The sequence below is a fragment of the Paenibacillus sp. PDC88 genome (assembly GCF_900106725.1).
Lineage (GTDB): Bacteria > Bacillota > Bacilli > Paenibacillales > Paenibacillaceae > Paenibacillus > Paenibacillus shunpengii.
This window is the reverse complement of the sequence record NZ_FNNT01000001.1, coordinates 1,153,351-1,168,964: the sequence shown is the minus strand read 5'-3', so window position 1 is coordinate 1,168,964 and position 15,614 is coordinate 1,153,351. Positions and strand designations below refer to the sequence as shown.

The window sequence follows — 15,614 nt, the reverse complement described above, 5'->3', positions numbered from 1 at the left end:
TGGGTTATTTTTTATATAACATGTTGAGAGAGATTTGGTGATTTCATGGATCCACTACGTTATCCTATAGGTCGATTTGTACCTGTTGGGCTATTGTCGGGAGAAGCAAGAATGAATGGAATGGATGAATTACTGGATATAACGCGTCATCTTAAGAGACTCACTGAACCTTTAAATCCAGAACAACTGCTTACCCCTTATCGAGAAGCTGGATGGAGCATTCAGCAGGTCGTCCATCATATGGCGGATAATGATATGAATGCCTATATTCGGTTTAAACGTGCTCTGACCGAGGATGTGCCGATCGCCAGCTCTTACAGGGAGGACTTATGGGCCGAGCTCGAAGATTATAGGAGAGCAGAAGTGAATGATTCCATAACTCTGCTTGCCATCCTGCATAAACGTTTCTATGTTCTCGTAAGCAGCCTGTCCGATGAAGATTTTAGCCGAATGCTCCGTACCGAAGTGCTGGGGAAGATCACACTTGATACGGCTCTGCAAAGATTCATTTGGCACAATAAACATCACACCGCTCAAATCGAGGCACTGCTGCATCGCAAAGGGTGCTGTGATTGTTTCCCGGTACTTCAGCTAAGATGACAATTCAATCTCGATCAGTTCAACACCTGGAGGAAAGGTCGCTTTGACCTTCGATATATTAGTGAAACGCGGTTCATTCGATAGAACAGAGATAAAAGCACCATCGTATCCCGGCCAGAAAATCGTTTTGGCTTTCGTCATGTCAATGACAACCATATGCTGGGTCTGACTACCGCCATGATTTGCCACTAATATTGGTTCAATGGTAAAGGGAGGCTCGCTAGTGCCAATAGACCAGATCACCAGTTCATTACAGCTTGCCATATTTAGAAGTAGCGGCAGGGCACTGGCAAGCTGTACCGTGGTTGTAACATGTAATAAAGAAAACCATTTATTAAGCACCACGTGTTCTATCGAACGCTGTGTGCATAGCTGAGTGATATCCTCCTGCCAAACACGTGAGACATTCAGACAGAAGCAGATCGGATAAGCATTCAGATTGTGCATCCACTCCAATAATAGCGGAGCACTGGATTCATTGAACCAGACTGAGTTCGTACTTATGAAATCCATAACATATGGAACATGCTCCTGATTAAAAGTGAACGGAAAATATCCACCTGGATTAGGCAGATTAGCATAATAGGTGGGGGGGAGATAAGCAAATTCGAGCTGCATGGAGGCACCTTCTTCAAGATTTTGAGTTCTAGTTCTAAGCTCAGTGTAGCAGAGTTGGAAGAGAAATGAATCATTATTAAGAGTTATTCAAAATTCGCTCTTACCTAAACTTAAGGTAAAATGTTATAATTGTTCAGTTGTTGAACCAATTTCGTTCGTTATAACGCGATATGAAATTGATTCAGGGTGTGTAGAGATATTGGCACTATTTGATCGCCAAAAATATATGTCGCAAGATACGTCTACCATCTGAAATTTTAATTTTAATTTTAATTTCGGAGGGGATTATTTTGTTCAAGGAAGACAGACTTCCGCAAAATGCTAGAGAAGGCATTATTTTTATGTTGATCGTGTCCATTATTTCGGTAAACACCATTGGGCCCATCATATTGGGGTTGGAACGAGGCTTTAGCGTAGCCAATTACTTAGAAACATTGAAGGTCATCCCGTTCATGTGGGTTATCGTTATTCTGTTAGTGAAGCTGGTGGCAGGACCTTTGGTTCGCAAGGTATTACCCAAATTTGTGGGTCAAACAGATGGTTTTAACGCCAGAGTGTTATTGAACATTGTAATGAACGTGACGGTTCTATCGGTTCTGTTAACGATTATCGGTACCTGGGTGGGGATGAGACAAATATCTCTAGAACCTTTTCACAACTTCTTTCCGACATGGTTTCGAAATTTTGGTGTTGCCTTTTGGATTGAACTGCTTGTCGCACAGCCGATCGCAAGATTTGCAATGAAGAAGATTCATGCAAGCCAGGCTAACCGCGCAGCAAATATAAGCTCTTAATTTGTTAATATAATATACTTCAACGATATGAACAGCCACTTCCATGAGGGACCTGGCTGTTTTTTTATATTCAAAGTAAGAAGATTTAAAGGAGCTAACGATGCGATTTTTTAATAGTCTGTTGTACGCATGTATTGCAATGGCTGTTATAGCCGTATGTATCATGTTTGCAACTGTGCTCGGTATAGACGAGTACCTGTATCTGTTTTTCTGTGCGGCTGCGCTTACTGTACTTTTTATTGGGAGAAACCTATATAACAAAGGATTACGTGTATTCGCTATCCTATGTTATGCATTCTCTTTCGTCTTTCTCATGCAAGCTTGGGTATTGTAACCAGGAGTTGTGGTGGGATTTCGAAGGTGATGCAAAATTCTTTCCGACTAATGATTTTTGAAAAATGGAGTGTTGACTCTATCAAGGGATTGACATTCATAAACCTTATTGTCATTTCATAAAACAACAGGTAGATAATAATTATATGTAATCTCTCCGTTTTGTTCCTCAGCGTTGCAAGTTACTCTAGAAATAAAGTACTTCGGACAGCCACGTAGTTGATTCCAGGGAGGTTATCTTATGGTTGATGTATTTGCTGTTGCTGACATTATTGTCAAGCATATTAAGGATCATTACCCTCAAGATGTAGCGATTGTAGGATATTATGGGTCATATCTGCAGGGCCATGCGACTGAACGATCAGATTTGGATTTCTTTTTTATCCCAGCTACAACCAGAGGGAGAGAAGTAGAGTGTCAGTTCATTATTGATGGTATAAGTTTTGACTTCTGGCCAATTGGTTGGGAGCGTGCTGAGAGAATGGCAGCTGCTGAAGAGTGGAGCACGACAATTATAGCAGACTGTGAGCTGTTATATGTCCGATCAGATGATGATCTTGCAAGATTTATAGAACTACGTGAGACTATATCCAACATGAGAAGTGAATCCAAAACAGCTGAAATGATCACCAAAGCCGAATCGGTATTGAACAGTTGTCTTATTAGCATAGCTAAAATGCGAATTGCTGAGAATGCCAAAGATCTGAGTTATTTCCGAACCCAATCTCAAGAGATCGCAGCCAATATCTTTAAGTCTCTTGGGTTGTTGAATCAAACCTATTATACACGTATGTGGGGGCACTATCGTGAGCAAGTCAGAAATCTTTCTCTTAAACCGGAGCAACTGGACAAGCACCTGGATACCCTAATGTTTAGTATAATTCCAGAAGAAATAATGTTAGCGTGTGAAAAATTAACTACAGATACACTTCGTCTTATCTCGATGCGACGAAATAGTCAAGAAGTCGTGCGCTCTTATAAAGGACACATGAGTGGATATTACGAAGAAGAGAGAGGGATGATGAATAAACTACTAACCGCATGCGAAACAGGCCACTACGAAACGGCATTTTTCGTAGCAATAAGTGTACAAGACAGTTTATCTCGAATTTTGTATGCTGCAGAGAAAGGGCGTTGGCCTAATACTGCTGACCTTGGTGAATATCGTGAATTCTATGATAGTTATGGTTACCCCGATCTTATCGCGTTGTTAGATCCCATAAATTATGAACCGCTGCGTTTAGCTGTACTGCAATTAATGGAAAAGCTAGAGAATCAGCTCAAAACAGAAGGTGTAGCTGTAAACAAGTTTGACTCTGTCACTGAATTCGAATCATATTACATAAATAGAATGAGATGACATAACGGTCCGACGGGACGTTACCAACAGTTCACGAAGGAGTGGTTGGAATGTTAATGAACTGGTTTCTAATGGCAATTTGCGGTTTTATTATCTTCAGATTATTTAGTCTATACACAAAATCCTACTGGAAACATGATTTGATCATAGCTGCTGCGCAAGGATTTGTGATTTCTTTAATCATGATTCTTATATAAAATTAGTGTCTTTGATATATTCCAGTAAAATGGAAAATTATTAAAATGCGTGGAAAGACCTCGGTGTTACTGCGTGGGTTATAGGAATGATTCTTGTAATGGTTTTGTTGATGATCATCAATTAAATATTCAATGGAGTAGTTAGATAGATTAATTGGTATAAAAAGCTTTAAAAATAGTTCCAGAGTGGGGTGAGATTGACACGTGACTCTATTTTACTATATTGCTGCAAGTCATGAGCTTCCGACAGGCTCGTTTGGACTGAAAAAACAGTTATGACAATTAATGATTACGTAACGAATGTGAACCCTGCCGCAAAGGATCAACTCAATATGCAACTATTACTGGAAAAATACCCACAAGGGGATAAACTTATGGAGGTCTACGATACCGAAGAGGATGCAGCAGGATTATATATAAGCGGTCCCATAACCAGACAACCCTCGCATCTGTTCCGTCATCCGTATGTTTACCAAGTGAATCCCGAAGGTGGTTCTTTCGAGATTAATGACGAGCTTAAACATTCTCATCCGATTTTATACCAGACAAGCAAAAAGTGCTTAGTAGAACTTTTTAAATATATACGCAGTAATATGGAAGTAGGTGAAGACTTAGAGTTGTATTGCTGCTGGGCGCACGGGCAGGAGAGATTTTTGGATGCTCCTAAAAAAGAACTAGATCTGGTGATTGAACTAGCCACATTTCAGTTGGGGAATGAGTTCGTGTGGAAAGAACGTCAGTATATAAACGTTAGGAAGTGAATCAAGGTACGGGTTTTCATTCAGCTACTGGGGGAAGTTTAGTTTTATCCCTAATAATATGGAGCAGTCTAGCACTGCTCCATAATCATGAGTTGTAATGCCACATAGGACTTCTATCATCACAAAAGAAATTAGAAGGATGGTTTATGGGAGGCAAATAATAAAGCTTATATTTTTGAAAACTCAATATTCAATATTCAATATTCAATATCCTCATGTTTATAAACTCCGCCATTCGTTCCAAATTGTCTGACTTCATCATCAACTAGTTGATAAAAATAATATCCGTTAGGCTCATCCGAGAAGACAACTGCAATTGAATACCCTGCAGCTGTAGTGTCTGCGTCTTTCGGCTCTTTTTTTGATTCAACATGTAAGATTTCGCTTTCGGAATATCCCTTTTGCTCAATTAAGTAATCTTTAACCCTGTCCTGAGTATATGTGACAAGTTCCGGATTACTCTTCGGTGGTGTGTTAAGAGAGTACAAGATATAAATTATAAAACAAATTACAATAAATGCAATTAATAGAAAGGCTCCGCCAACGATCTTTGCTACTTTTTCCAAAACAAAGCTCCTTCATCAAATAGTTAATTATTAAAATATATTAACAATCACTCATAAAAAAGTATAGGGGAAAATAGAAAAGAACTTGATTATTTGATCAATTAGAAAAATATCTAACAGTTTTTCATTGCTATTTCATTAATCTAAATGGGCAGGATAGTTGAATATACTTGCTGTTTTTATAATGATTACTGGGTTGTTTGTTATACTGAGTATAGTTAGATAAGTAGAGGAGGCGTCTTATGAATTGGAGTGAGTTTAAGTCAATTCCTAACGAATACAGTGAAACGGTTAAAGCTATTGATAAAAGGATCATCGGTTTAATTAGTGAACGTACAGACATTACAAAAGGGAAACGATTTTTCCCACCGAAAGAAATAGTTGGCGAATGGGCAGTTGAGTTCGGATTAAGTATCCCTCAAATTAATGGACTTCTACACAATCTTGCTGAGGTTTCCTCTCCAACTTTACCCATTGGACCTGGTAAACTACTCAATGTCCTACCCATTATGAAAAGGGCAATAGTTAATGGATTTGAATATGAAATCACACATTCAATGCAGCATGAAGGTGGAAGCATTGTATATTTAGAAATTTACCAATCGAACAAAAGTGAAGTTACACGCCGTATCCGCCCACAACTACTCCTAGATATAAGTGGAGAAAAAGAATACAGAGTCAGTAAAAATAGTGCAGGTGGCGGTGGTGGACATGCCCAAATTAGTTTTATAGTTACCCCACGACTTCCTCAAAGTATAGAAGAATTAAAACTCAGATTGATTCCATATGCTCCACCAATGGAACGTTCTCGAAATAAAGAGTTCATTTTAGACAAAGAGATATCATTTGAAGATTAACGTTAGCTGTAGTAAGAAGACAACTGCGCCTTTTCTCGTTGGCTAACGGGCAGGTTAACGCGGGGTTTCGCATATAATCTCCATAGAGGAGATGGTTAAAGATGGAGATTATTAACGCTGTATTTAAAGTGATTGGTTATGCATTTGCTTTTGTAGTAACTGCTATATGGAAGAAAGAAAAATGAAGAGGTGACTTCTAAATCAGGTCATGATTAAACCGAGGTGAAGCGTTAGTTCAAAAACTGGAAGGAGCAGGTTGCCGTTTAGCAGCTATTCCTTTCGTTAAAACGGGCAGTTTAATGCAACGAATTATTAAATTTTGCGTCTAAACAAGCAAAGAAATAAAATGAGGTGTCTTTCACTGTTCGCATAAGGAATAAATGCATGTCCATCTAAGCACAGTAGATGAATATTGGTTCATAACCGACATTCACTAGAAGGAGATAGTTTAATCAAATTATTTGGGGGACAATATAATGAGTGGCTTTACTGATAGCTTTCACCTAAGGACTTTTGACCAAGCAAAGGTAATGAATCTTTTATCAGATGTTGAAATACCAGGGTATGTGTTTGGTGAAAATAACGGCTGGGTTACATTTGTAGTTGATTATAGAGGGGGAAATGTAGATGAAATAATAAGTGAGTTTAACCCGGGTATATTATTGTATTACGTTTATCTCGAAGATCATATGTGGGAAATTAAAATATACAACAAAGACGAAATTGTATTTGATTATGCTGCCGATTGGGCCGGAGATACTCTAGTTATTGAAAAGAGATTATTCGATCTTGATTTAATCAATGAATTAGTTGTACAGCAAGGCAACTCCACGGAACATATTGAAGAAATATTTGATTTTAAAGTTAACAAAATCGACTATTCCAACCCACCAGCTTATCTCATTGCTCAAAAACTGGGTTTAACCCATTACGAATCAATTTCATTAGATTATTTAAGTAATTTCAATGATGTACAGTTAAAAGAGATGAATCTGATAACAGTTAAAAATTAATTTTAATGTTCATTTATTTCGTAATAGTTCCATAAATTCAATCACTGTTTTAGCAAGTTGATTATCCTGCATTGCATCTTCTTGTTTTATTAAAAGTTCTTTTTCCTTGAGATAGACGAGACTATTTTCCTTCCTATAAGCAATTATTCTATACTCAATAGACTCATCAGGAGAATAACCTAGTGAAATTAAGCTCTTATCTTTTGTAGCTGCTTTGTAGCTCCTTACTTTTAGATGTCTTTCAATCCCTAAACGTTTAGGGCGCTGACTGAGAATATACAAATTGGATTTCTCAAGAGTTTCGAATATCGCATTCTGTAACTCTTCAATAGTAATATTACGCTTTAATTCTAGAACGGGTCCATCATCTAAAAAATTTTGAAACTCTCCGGCTTCATTAAGTACCGGCTGATGTGGGCATATAAACATATGCTCCTCATTAAAATAAATTATTACTTTCTTAAAACATTCCTCTAACTTTAACACATAATCAATCCTTTTAATTTTATTTAACAAAGAAGAAGCTTCGTCTAGAAAGATCATTTCAAGTAACTGTAAATATACTCAAGATTCAGTAGGTATCAAACAATTCATACCAACAGTGTCTAATGAAATTATAGCCATGTTATCTCTCGTTCGCCATCTTCAACATACTTGCTCTGGTGAAAAATTTAATTGATCGGATTGCCAATAATCTTTGTTTATTAGGGTATAATCATGAGGCTGACGCACTAGTTTCTCGTCTATTGATCTAACCATCTTCTAAATGAATGACGTTAGAATGGGTTATAAGCCAATATTAGAGGAGGAGAATCCATGCTGGATATTAATCAAATTAAAGAGCTTATTCCCCATAGGTATCCCTTTCTTTTGGTCGATAGAATCTTAGAAATTGTTGAGGGAAAGAAAGCTGTTGGAATTAAAAATGTGACTTTCAATGAACCTTATTTCCTTGGTCACTTTCCTGACTATCCTGTCATGCCTGGAGTCTTGATTGTAGAAGCATTGGCACAGATGGGTGGTATCGTTATGTCTAACTTAGAGAGCAATAACCATAAGATAGGGTTACTGACTGGTATTGATCATTGTCGGTTCAAAAAGCAAGTTAAACCAGGGGATCAGCTCCATCTTGAATTCGAAGTGATCCGAACCAAGGGACAGATTGTCAAAGGAACAGGCATCGCAACGGTAAACAATGAATTGGTTTGTGAAGCAGAAATAATGTTTGCATTTAATTCTATTAAAGCATTCAACTAACAGGCAGATTAGTTGAACATATATAATATTTGATTGTAAAGTTACGGAACTACTAATCTTTTCATTTCGTCTATATTATGACAACAAGATTATGGGGGAGTATAGATGAAAAATATTTTGGTGTTCCTAGCTTTTCTTTTGGTGATAATCAGTTCTGTTGGATGTTCAAATGAGGAGAACAAAATTAGCAATGTTTCGGTTCTTCGTGAAGTAGCATGGAATAGCCTAACTGAAAGTGCTAAAGAAGAAGTAAAAGGTGACTGGAAATCAGCAAATGTTGCAGAAGTGGAGTTGAGTGAGCTGCCTACAGTACAAAACGGTGGTGAACCGCCTCAAATTGATAACCTGTACAAAGTGACTTTCAAAACAACCAATGATCTTATTTTAGGTCCCATTCAAGTATTTCTTAATGCTGATACAAAAGAAATCATCAGTTACGGTGTGAGAAGATAATGAAAAGGGAGCTACAGAACAAGAAGGCAGCCAACTGATACGTGGCTGCTTTATTAAAGCTAACGGGAAGGTTAGTTCCATTAATGTAAGATTTGAGTGAAAGTAAAGTTGGTATGATATTTGATGATTATAAGGGTTTCTCGGGAGTGATAAACATAATGAAACTTTATGAAGTTGCCTTGTATCTTCACAACGGTTATCGAGATATTGAGCTAGTGGTGGCAGAAAGTAAAGAATCAGCCGAAAGAATAATTAAAGAACGATACGACGCATCAAAAGCTTATAACTACTACGAAGCAGAAGAAGTTTTCAGTGTAGATGGATATAAGGTGATACTTACTAAGTTAGTTCATGATGAATTTTAGATAAGCAATATGCTCCTTTTTCGTTAAGCTAACGGGCCGTTTTGTTGAGCACGATCTACAGGCAGGAGTTGTAAATCACTTGGAGAAGATAAGTTAATCGTATTTACTTGAGTGATTGGGGTGTTTATATGGAACTAACGTATGATGAATTTCTAATAAGCAATGATAAAGCAATGCTTAAAATTGATACTATTCTTGGCTTTTTATCTAGGAGTTATTGGGCGAATAAAAGACCAGCTGAAATAATAGAAAAGTCAATAAACAACTCGGTTTGCTATGGAATTTATTATGGAGATAGTCAAATCGGTTTTGCACGTATCATTACTGATTGGGCAACGGTTTATTATCTATGTGCTGTTTTCATAGATGAAGAATATAGAGGTAGGGGGCTAGGGAAGAAATTAATTGAAGTTATAACCGAAGAATTTGAAGGAATGATGGGCTTACTCGGTACGTTAGACGGTCATGGGCTTTACGAGAAGTATGGATTTATGAGAAATACTGAACGTTTTATGAATAGAAGACCTCACTAACTGAATATATGTTTGAGCTAACGGAGTTTAAAGCTATTTAAATATGCTAACAGGCAGGATAACGTGGATATATCTTGAACTAGTTAGTCAATTCAAATGGCACAAATATTTAAACGGGGAGAATTTAATCCATGGCTAGCGATTCTCTGCTCCAACACCTCTTTTACGAACCTATCGAAAGGATCACATATCTAGATCCTGGTTACTCTGGGCACGCTAGCGATGTGTGGTTAGTCAAAACAGCTCGTGAAGAGTGCGTCGTACGTACATCAAGATTGACAGAGGCGCCGACCCGTGAGTTTTGGTGGGGGTGTCTCAATCTATTCGGGATCGATCCTAGACGAATGCGGCATTTCGAGGCAAACGCTGACATGCTCGGTTCCATCTTGGGCATTCGGGCTCCTAGGGTGCATTCGCGTGCGGTTATCGAAAGCAAGGAATATCTCGTTGTCGAGAAGATGAATGGCAAGGCATGTAGGGCATTCATTGGGCAATCGGATGCGCTGCTTCATCAGTTAGGTACCTGGCTTGCCCAAGTACATTTAAATCGTTACGATTACTTCGGAAACCTTTCCTCTGGAAAAGTTGATCGAAAAGAATCCTTCCACGCTCATATGTCCCAAACCATTCGGCAGCTTGTTGAGCGCGATTATAAGCATGATAGCAAGATCAAGACGCAGGTCGAATCCATTATCAGCGAGCTTTTTGTTCTGCCTGTACCGGACTACTTTTGCCCCGTGTTTATTGATCTGGATCCGTCTCAGTTCTTAATTCAAGACGGTATGCTGTCTGCAGTCGTCGATGTTGAAGCATATGCAATAGGGCCGCGTGAATTTGATTTTGTGGGACTAGAGTATGTATTAGATGAGAAATCTGCAGCTTCTTTCCTTAAAGGTTATTCGACCATCCTAGATCCCCCTGATATATCGAAATATCGCAAGGTGTACCGCTATTTTTACCGCTTATTAGGAGTACAAGGGTCTGTTGATTTGAATCAATGGTACGCGCAACGAGCAATATTCTGACGGACTACCATTGAGCTAACATAGAAACGTTAGTTGAAAAAAGCAAGGAGCAGTTTTCGATTGGCAGCTGCTCCTTTTTCATTAAGCTAACGAGCAGGATAGTTTAAGATTATTCACGGTGAATCGTATCACAATTAACGGCATGTTTTGACAGGGATCCAATGGAAGGAGGAGTTTTCATAGATAACATGTCGATCAATGGCTCCGTCGATGCGATCTGGAAGAGGGAGTCGGCTTGGATCATTGGAGGTCTGATACGTATCGTACGAGATATCGGACTTGCCGAAGATCTTGCGCAAGATGCTCTCCTCATCGCTCTCGAGCGATGGCCGTTATCAGGCATCCCCGACAATCCCGGCGCATGGTTGATGACAACCGCAAAGCGTAGGGCTATCGATCTGCTGCGTAGAAATAAATTGAGAGAACGCAAATATGAAGAGCTAAGCTATGAGTTGAACACTCAGGACGAACCGGATTTTGACTCTGCCCTTGATGATCACATTGGCGATGACCTTCTACGCCTAATATTCATAACCTGCCATCCCATTTTGTCGGAAGAGGCACGTTCGGCGCTTACGCTGCGACTACTCGGAGGGCTTACGACCGAGGAAATAGCAAAAGCTTACTTGGTTCCTGAATCTACGGTCGCACAACGAATAACGAGGGCGAAGCGGAAGCTTTCGGAAAGGCGCGTTGAATTCGAAGTTCCTCCAAAGTCCGAGCTTAAAGCTCGACTGTCCTCCGTTCTTGAGGTGATTTATCTCATGTTTAACGAGGGATACTCCGCGTCTGCCGGAGACAGATGGTTACGGCCCGTACTTTGTGAAGAGGCTTTTCGAATCGGTCGTATACTTGCGGAAATCGTGCACGACGAGCCAGAGGTCTACGGACTAGTTGCACTTATGGATATTCAAGCATCGAGGTTTAAAGCGCGGGTCGACTCGGCGGGGGAGCCCATTCTGCTAATGGATCAAAACAGGGCACTCTGGGATGATCTCCGTATCAATCGTGGCCTAGCTGCTCTTGAGCGTGCTGAGCGGCTTGGCGGCGAACTTGGCCCGTATACACTTCAGGCGGCTATAACTGCTTGTCATGCCAGAGCCAAATCCGCTTCGGAGACGGATTGGGTGAGGATATCCGGGCTATATGATACACTTTTCCGGATAGTCCCAACTCCCATCATTGAATTGAATCGTGCGGTGGCATTGTCGATGGCGCATGGACCGGAGGTTGGACTCAAAATCGTCGATACGTTGCTTTCGGAGCCATCATTGAAAAACTATCATTTATTACCGAGCGTCCGTGGCGATTTACTGATGAAGTTGGGCCGACTTGACGATGCTTTCTTGGAATTTAAACGCGCTGCAGCGCTTACGAGCAACGTCCGAGAGCAAGAACTGCTGTTGAAACGTGCTGCTGCGTGCACTGAAGAATAAAATTGAGTTCATTTTTTTAAGAACATTTTTTTCGGTATGTCGATTTCTATACGTGTCGTTCGTCGATTAAATAGAGGCAAGAATTAATGCTTCAATGCTTCTATCTAATGAAAAGGGGGAAATGAAAATGAAATTCCTGTGTTTAGGTTATTTGGATGCTGAGAAGATGGATGCCTGCCCAAAGGAAGAGATTGATGCCATACTGAGCGAATGTCCACCTCACCTAGAAGCTCTGTACGAGAGCGGCCAAGTGTTTGTTGATGCCGGCCTCTCCTCTGAAACAAAGTGCTTGCGGCATGTGAACGGGAAGGTAAAGGTTATGGATGGTCCCTTTATCGAATCCAAAGAGATGATAGGCAGTGCTTTTCTCATCGAAGCACGTGACATAGAGGAAGCGATTAGGATCGCCTCCTTACATCCAGCCGTACAGTTAGGTGCGGGCGAGCAATTTGGATGGGGCATTGAGATTCGTCCGATCCATTACTTCAAATCTAAAGCTTGAGAAGCTAACTCGATACAATGAAAAAAGGCCGTCCCCAAAAGGATGGCCTTAAAACTTGCCGTTACAGACAGCGTGGAGTACCGTATCATAAATAAGGGGCAAGTTTTTTTGTAATTCCTTGCGCTTGGGATAAATTCGCTCTTAGCTTTGTCTTCAAGTTCAATCCTTAGCTGGTTGAGGTAATCTTGGACAAGTTCAAGGAGCGCCTGCGGAATTGCGTTGGCTTGGCGAAGAACTTTTAAATCCTGATACGTAAAGATGATACGCAAAACAAATACCTCTTTAAGAAACGGAAGGCTTACAATAAGTCGATTGTTACAATTTCATATTCTCGTTCCATTAAGATACTACAGCATTCGTTGCTTTAGTGTTTTTATTTGCGCAGAGGTGTTAATTTGACAAGGTACAAAAGAGTTCTTATTAACTAAGTGGTGGAGCAGTCGCCGGAAACACGGAATTTGGTTTTGAGCCTGAAAAGTTGGACCATATTGCCAATGAAATTATGTCAGTTGTGAATCTAGGTGTTGAGGTATCATTAGTTATAGGTGGAGGGAATATTTTTCGCGGTAATATGGCGGAAAGCTGGGGAATAGAAAGAGCAGAAGCTGATAACATCCGGACGCTTGCGACTGTTATTAATAGCTTGATGCTTCGAGGAGTTCTTAAAGCCAAATCAAACAAAGAAGTTCGTGTAATGACAGCAATACCTATTACATCAGTTGCAGAACCGTACATAAGACTATGGGCAGTTCACCATCTGGAAAAGGGCTACATAGTAATTTTTGCGGGAGGAAACGGGCAACCCTATGTTACAACAGATTATCCTTCCGTTCAAAGGGCAATCGAAGTTAATTGTGATGCAATGGATCATTCGGCTTTTATCTTAGCTAGAGACTACAATCTGCCCATGCATGTGTTTAATTTTGACAAGCGTGGCTCAATGAAAGAAATTTGTGAAGGGAAAGATAATGGAACGATAATTAGCGGTGAGTTGCATTAAAAAGATACTTAGATACGGAGGTACAGTTATGGAGACGAAGGAAGAGAATTTTTCAAACGATAACACTATGGAACTTATCAAAAGTTTAACAGAAAAAGATGCTAAGACTTTTTTAAACTTAATATATGCAATTTTAAAAGATAACAAAAATTCGAACGAACAATTGATTTCAAATGTACTATCCATTTATGAGAAACAAATACCTAGAGTAGTTAAAGCAAGGCGGCAAGATAATCAATAAACTCTACTGTTAAGCTAACGGGAAACGTGAGTTAAATAATGGGAGGAAAAGGAGCCGATCAATATGATCGGATCCCCAGCTTGACTTCCTATTGGAAAGAGAAAGGGCTGAAAAGTTTGCTCTCACGTTATTTAGAACTTTGTTAACCTTTTGGAACCGCCGTATGCGGACCCGCATGTACGGTGGTGTGAGAGGACGGGCGCTAGCCGCCCCCTCCTAATCGATTACAACGATTATTCAATGAAATTTATTTGACGGCCTCAGTTTGTTTGTGTGAAACTTCCACTTTTGCTATAGATGATAGCAGAAACAACACCAACGACTGCTAACACACATAATCCCAAGTATATATTTGTATATGCTGTGGCCAAGGTGAGTTGTTGCTGTTTTTCTAAAGCAATGGCTACTATGGCGACCCCAAAGGCTCCACTGAAAAACTGAAGAAGTTGATATAAACCCATTCCGGAACCTATATACTTCCTGTCTAGTACACGTGAGATTTCGTTGGATAAACAGCTAGAGAGTGCTGTAAATGCCAGACTAAGAATCATATAGGTAATCATTGCTCCTATCCAAGAGTGCCCAATCAAAAAAGCGAAGAGGATCGTAGAAATTAACAATAATATAGGTCCATACTTCAAAAAGATACGATTTCCGTAACGGTCAATTACTCGCCCCACTTGGCGTGAAGCGAGGATAGCAAGTAACGAACCAGGAAAAATGATTAATCCTGCATTTCCGGGTGTAAAGCTGAAATTCTGAGTTAAGATCTGAGGCAAGAGAAACAAAGTAGCAAAATTACATATATAACCTGTCATTCCTAGTAAAACGAGTATTAGAAATGGGCGGTTTGCAAATAGTGACGGAAGTACAAATGGCTCCGGGGTTTTACGAATTCGCATAACAAAGAGTATTAATACAACGAGTCCGGCGATAAGCATAATCCAATTCTGGTTTGTTGTAAATAGAAGTAATGAAGTCGTACCTAAAGCAAGGAATATACCACCAATCAAATCAAAAGAACCAGCCTGTGGCGACTCTTTAGGAAGCAACGTAAGAAATAATGGAAGCAGCAGCAAGACCAATGAAGTTAAAATAAACAACCAGTGCCAACCTAAATTTTCGACAATTACTCCGCCGACAACTGGTCCTGCACCAAGTCCTAGTGATACAGCAGACATATTGATGGCCATAGCAGCGCCACGGCGTTCTATAGGTATATAACGCGTATAAATTACCATAGATAGGGAAATAATCCCCCCCGCGCCAGCTGCTTGCACAATCCGACATAAAAGCAATGTAACAAAGCTACCACTAAAGAATCCGATTAAGCTAGCCAGTCCGATAGCAACGACTCCAATATTCAGCAGTCGTCTGAGTGGTATGAAGTCAGATAAACGACTAAATGTGATCGACGAAACTGCAAACATAATTGAATATCCGGACACAATCCAAGAAGCTGTGGAGGAGGAAATATTGAAATCTGAGATGATACTAGGCAGCGCCAAATTAAACATGGACGTATTCATAAGTGCCAATACAATAGCAATACATATGGCAACAATGGTAAAGCCTTCTCGGGCTAAAAGTGGTTGCTCGGATTGAACTATCGAGGAATTTTTTTCTGAACTCATACGATCTCTCCTTCTGGTTATATAACTTATGTATACATTTTGTTTTATTGTTCGTAAAATAGCGAACAA

At 39.7% G+C, this 15,614-nt stretch carries 20 protein-coding genes and 1 pseudogene; 15 read left to right on the top strand and 6 right to left on the bottom strand.

Translation table 11 applies throughout. The features are described from left to right. Positions 1-45 precede the first annotated feature (45 nt). Positions 46-600, top strand: coding sequence for a YfiT family bacillithiol transferase (locus BLW49_RS05600; RefSeq protein WP_090723576.1), 555 nt, complete (start codon positions 46-48; stop codon positions 598-600). Here the strand turns inward: BLW49_RS05600 and BLW49_RS05595 are convergent. After that, the gene (locus BLW49_RS05595; protein WP_090723575.1) at positions 592-1,218 is read right to left on the bottom strand and encodes a hypothetical protein; all 627 of its coding nucleotides are present in this window, start codon (positions 1,216-1,218) and stop codon (positions 592-594) included. The genes BLW49_RS05600 and BLW49_RS05595 overlap by 9 nt on opposite strands. 290 nt (positions 1,219-1,508) lie before the next feature. Here BLW49_RS05595 and BLW49_RS05590 point away from each other — a divergent pair, with 290 nt between their 5' ends. The 3 genes from BLW49_RS05590 (at position 1,509) to BLW49_RS05575 (ending at position 4,663) form a co-directional block, all read left to right on the top strand. After that, positions 1,509-2,012: a hypothetical protein gene (locus tag BLW49_RS05590; protein WP_090723573.1), complete on the top strand. Its 504-nt coding sequence runs from the start codon at positions 1,509-1,511 to the stop codon at positions 2,010-2,012. 574 nt (positions 2,013-2,586) lie between these two features. After that, on the top strand, positions 2,587-3,705 hold the full coding sequence (locus BLW49_RS05580; protein WP_090723570.1) for a hypothetical protein: 1,119 nt from the start codon (positions 2,587-2,589) through the stop codon (positions 3,703-3,705). 472 nt (positions 3,706-4,177) lie between these two features. Next, on the top strand, positions 4,178-4,663 hold the full coding sequence (locus tag BLW49_RS05575) for a hypothetical protein (RefSeq protein WP_090723568.1): 486 nt from the start codon (positions 4,178-4,180) through the stop codon (positions 4,661-4,663). 197 nt (positions 4,664-4,860) lie between these two features. Here BLW49_RS05575 and BLW49_RS05570 read toward each other — a convergent pair whose 3' ends face one another. Further along, the gene (locus BLW49_RS05570; RefSeq protein ID WP_076311823.1) at positions 4,861-5,229 is read right to left on the bottom strand and encodes a DUF3139 domain-containing protein; all 369 of its coding nucleotides are present in this window, start codon (positions 5,227-5,229) and stop codon (positions 4,861-4,863) included. 242 nt (positions 5,230-5,471) lie between these two features. Between BLW49_RS05570 and BLW49_RS05565 the strand changes: the two genes are divergently transcribed. Both BLW49_RS05565 and BLW49_RS05560 read left to right on the top strand, forming a co-directional pair. Continuing rightward, positions 5,472-6,086, top strand: a complete 615-nt coding sequence (locus BLW49_RS05565) for a hypothetical protein (protein WP_090723567.1) — start codon at positions 5,472-5,474, stop codon at positions 6,084-6,086. A gap of 476 nt (positions 6,087-6,562) precedes the next feature. Continuing rightward, entirely contained in the window at positions 6,563-7,099 is a 537-nt protein-coding gene (locus BLW49_RS05560) for a hypothetical protein (RefSeq protein ID WP_076311821.1), read from the top strand. A 9-nt stretch (positions 7,100-7,108) separates the two neighbouring features. On the opposite strand, the gene BLW49_RS05555 is transcribed toward BLW49_RS05560, so the two are convergent. After that, positions 7,109-7,585: a hypothetical protein gene (locus tag BLW49_RS05555; RefSeq protein WP_076311820.1), complete on the bottom strand. Its 477-nt coding sequence runs from the start codon at positions 7,583-7,585 to the stop codon at positions 7,109-7,111. Positions 7,586-7,915: 330 nt separating this feature from the next. Between BLW49_RS05555 and fabZ the strand changes: the two genes are divergently transcribed. The 5 genes from fabZ to BLW49_RS05530 all read left to right on the top strand — a co-directional run bounded on the left by fabZ (position 7,916) and on the right by BLW49_RS05530 (position 10,732). Continuing rightward, on the top strand, positions 7,916-8,356 hold the full coding sequence (gene fabZ, locus BLW49_RS05550; protein WP_076311819.1) for a 3-hydroxyacyl-ACP dehydratase FabZ: 441 nt from the start codon (positions 7,916-7,918) through the stop codon (positions 8,354-8,356). Between the two features lie 105 nt (positions 8,357-8,461). After that, positions 8,462-8,809, top strand: coding sequence for a hypothetical protein (locus BLW49_RS05545; protein WP_076311818.1), 348 nt, complete (start codon positions 8,462-8,464; stop codon positions 8,807-8,809). 158 nt (positions 8,810-8,967) lie between these two features. Further along, complete coding sequence (locus BLW49_RS05540; protein ID WP_076311817.1) at positions 8,968-9,174, top strand: hypothetical protein; 207 nt, start codon at positions 8,968-8,970, stop codon at positions 9,172-9,174. 128 nt (positions 9,175-9,302) lie between these two features. Then, positions 9,303-9,707 (top strand): GNAT family N-acetyltransferase, encoded by a 405-nt coding sequence (locus BLW49_RS05535; protein WP_090723565.1) that lies wholly within the window; start codon positions 9,303-9,305, stop codon positions 9,705-9,707. A 131-nt stretch (positions 9,708-9,838) separates the two neighbouring features. Next, a complete protein-coding gene (locus BLW49_RS05530; protein ID WP_090723563.1) occupies positions 9,839-10,732 on the top strand; it encodes a phosphotransferase in 894 nt (297 codons plus the stop codon). 134 nt (positions 10,733-10,866) lie between these two features. Here the strand turns inward: BLW49_RS05530 and BLW49_RS29095 are convergent, their stop codons facing one another. Beyond that, entirely contained in the window at positions 10,867-11,031 is a 165-nt protein-coding gene (locus tag BLW49_RS29095) for a hypothetical protein (protein WP_256209635.1), read from the bottom strand. Between BLW49_RS29095 and BLW49_RS05525 the strand changes: the two genes are divergently transcribed. Then, complete coding sequence (locus tag BLW49_RS05525) at positions 10,972-12,168, top strand: RNA polymerase sigma factor (protein WP_256209632.1); 1,197 nt, start codon at positions 10,972-10,974, stop codon at positions 12,166-12,168. The genes BLW49_RS29095 and BLW49_RS05525 overlap by 60 nt on opposite strands. 127 nt (positions 12,169-12,295) lie before the next feature. Continuing rightward, on the top strand, positions 12,296-12,670 hold the full coding sequence (locus BLW49_RS05520) for a YciI family protein (RefSeq protein ID WP_090723560.1): 375 nt from the start codon (positions 12,296-12,298) through the stop codon (positions 12,668-12,670). Here BLW49_RS05520 and BLW49_RS05515 read toward each other — a convergent pair. Continuing rightward, on the bottom strand, positions 12,649-12,939 hold the full coding sequence (locus BLW49_RS05515; RefSeq protein WP_090723558.1) for a hypothetical protein: 291 nt from the start codon (positions 12,937-12,939) through the stop codon (positions 12,649-12,651). The genes BLW49_RS05520 and BLW49_RS05515 overlap by 22 nt on opposite strands. A 126-nt stretch (positions 12,940-13,065) precedes the next feature. Between BLW49_RS05515 and BLW49_RS05510 the strand changes: the two are divergent. After that, a pseudogene (locus tag BLW49_RS05510) lies at positions 13,066-13,670 on the top strand (uridine monophosphate kinase). Between the two features lie 28 nt (positions 13,671-13,698). Continuing rightward, the gene (locus BLW49_RS05505; protein ID WP_090723556.1) at positions 13,699-13,911 is read left to right on the top strand and encodes a hypothetical protein; all 213 of its coding nucleotides are present in this window, start codon (positions 13,699-13,701) and stop codon (positions 13,909-13,911) included. A 260-nt stretch (positions 13,912-14,171) separates the two neighbouring features. On the opposite strand, the gene BLW49_RS05500 is transcribed toward BLW49_RS05505, so the two are convergent. After that, positions 14,172-15,545: an MFS transporter gene (locus BLW49_RS05500; protein ID WP_090723554.1), complete on the bottom strand. Its 1,374-nt coding sequence runs from the start codon at positions 15,543-15,545 to the stop codon at positions 14,172-14,174. Positions 15,546-15,614 lie beyond the last annotated feature (69 nt).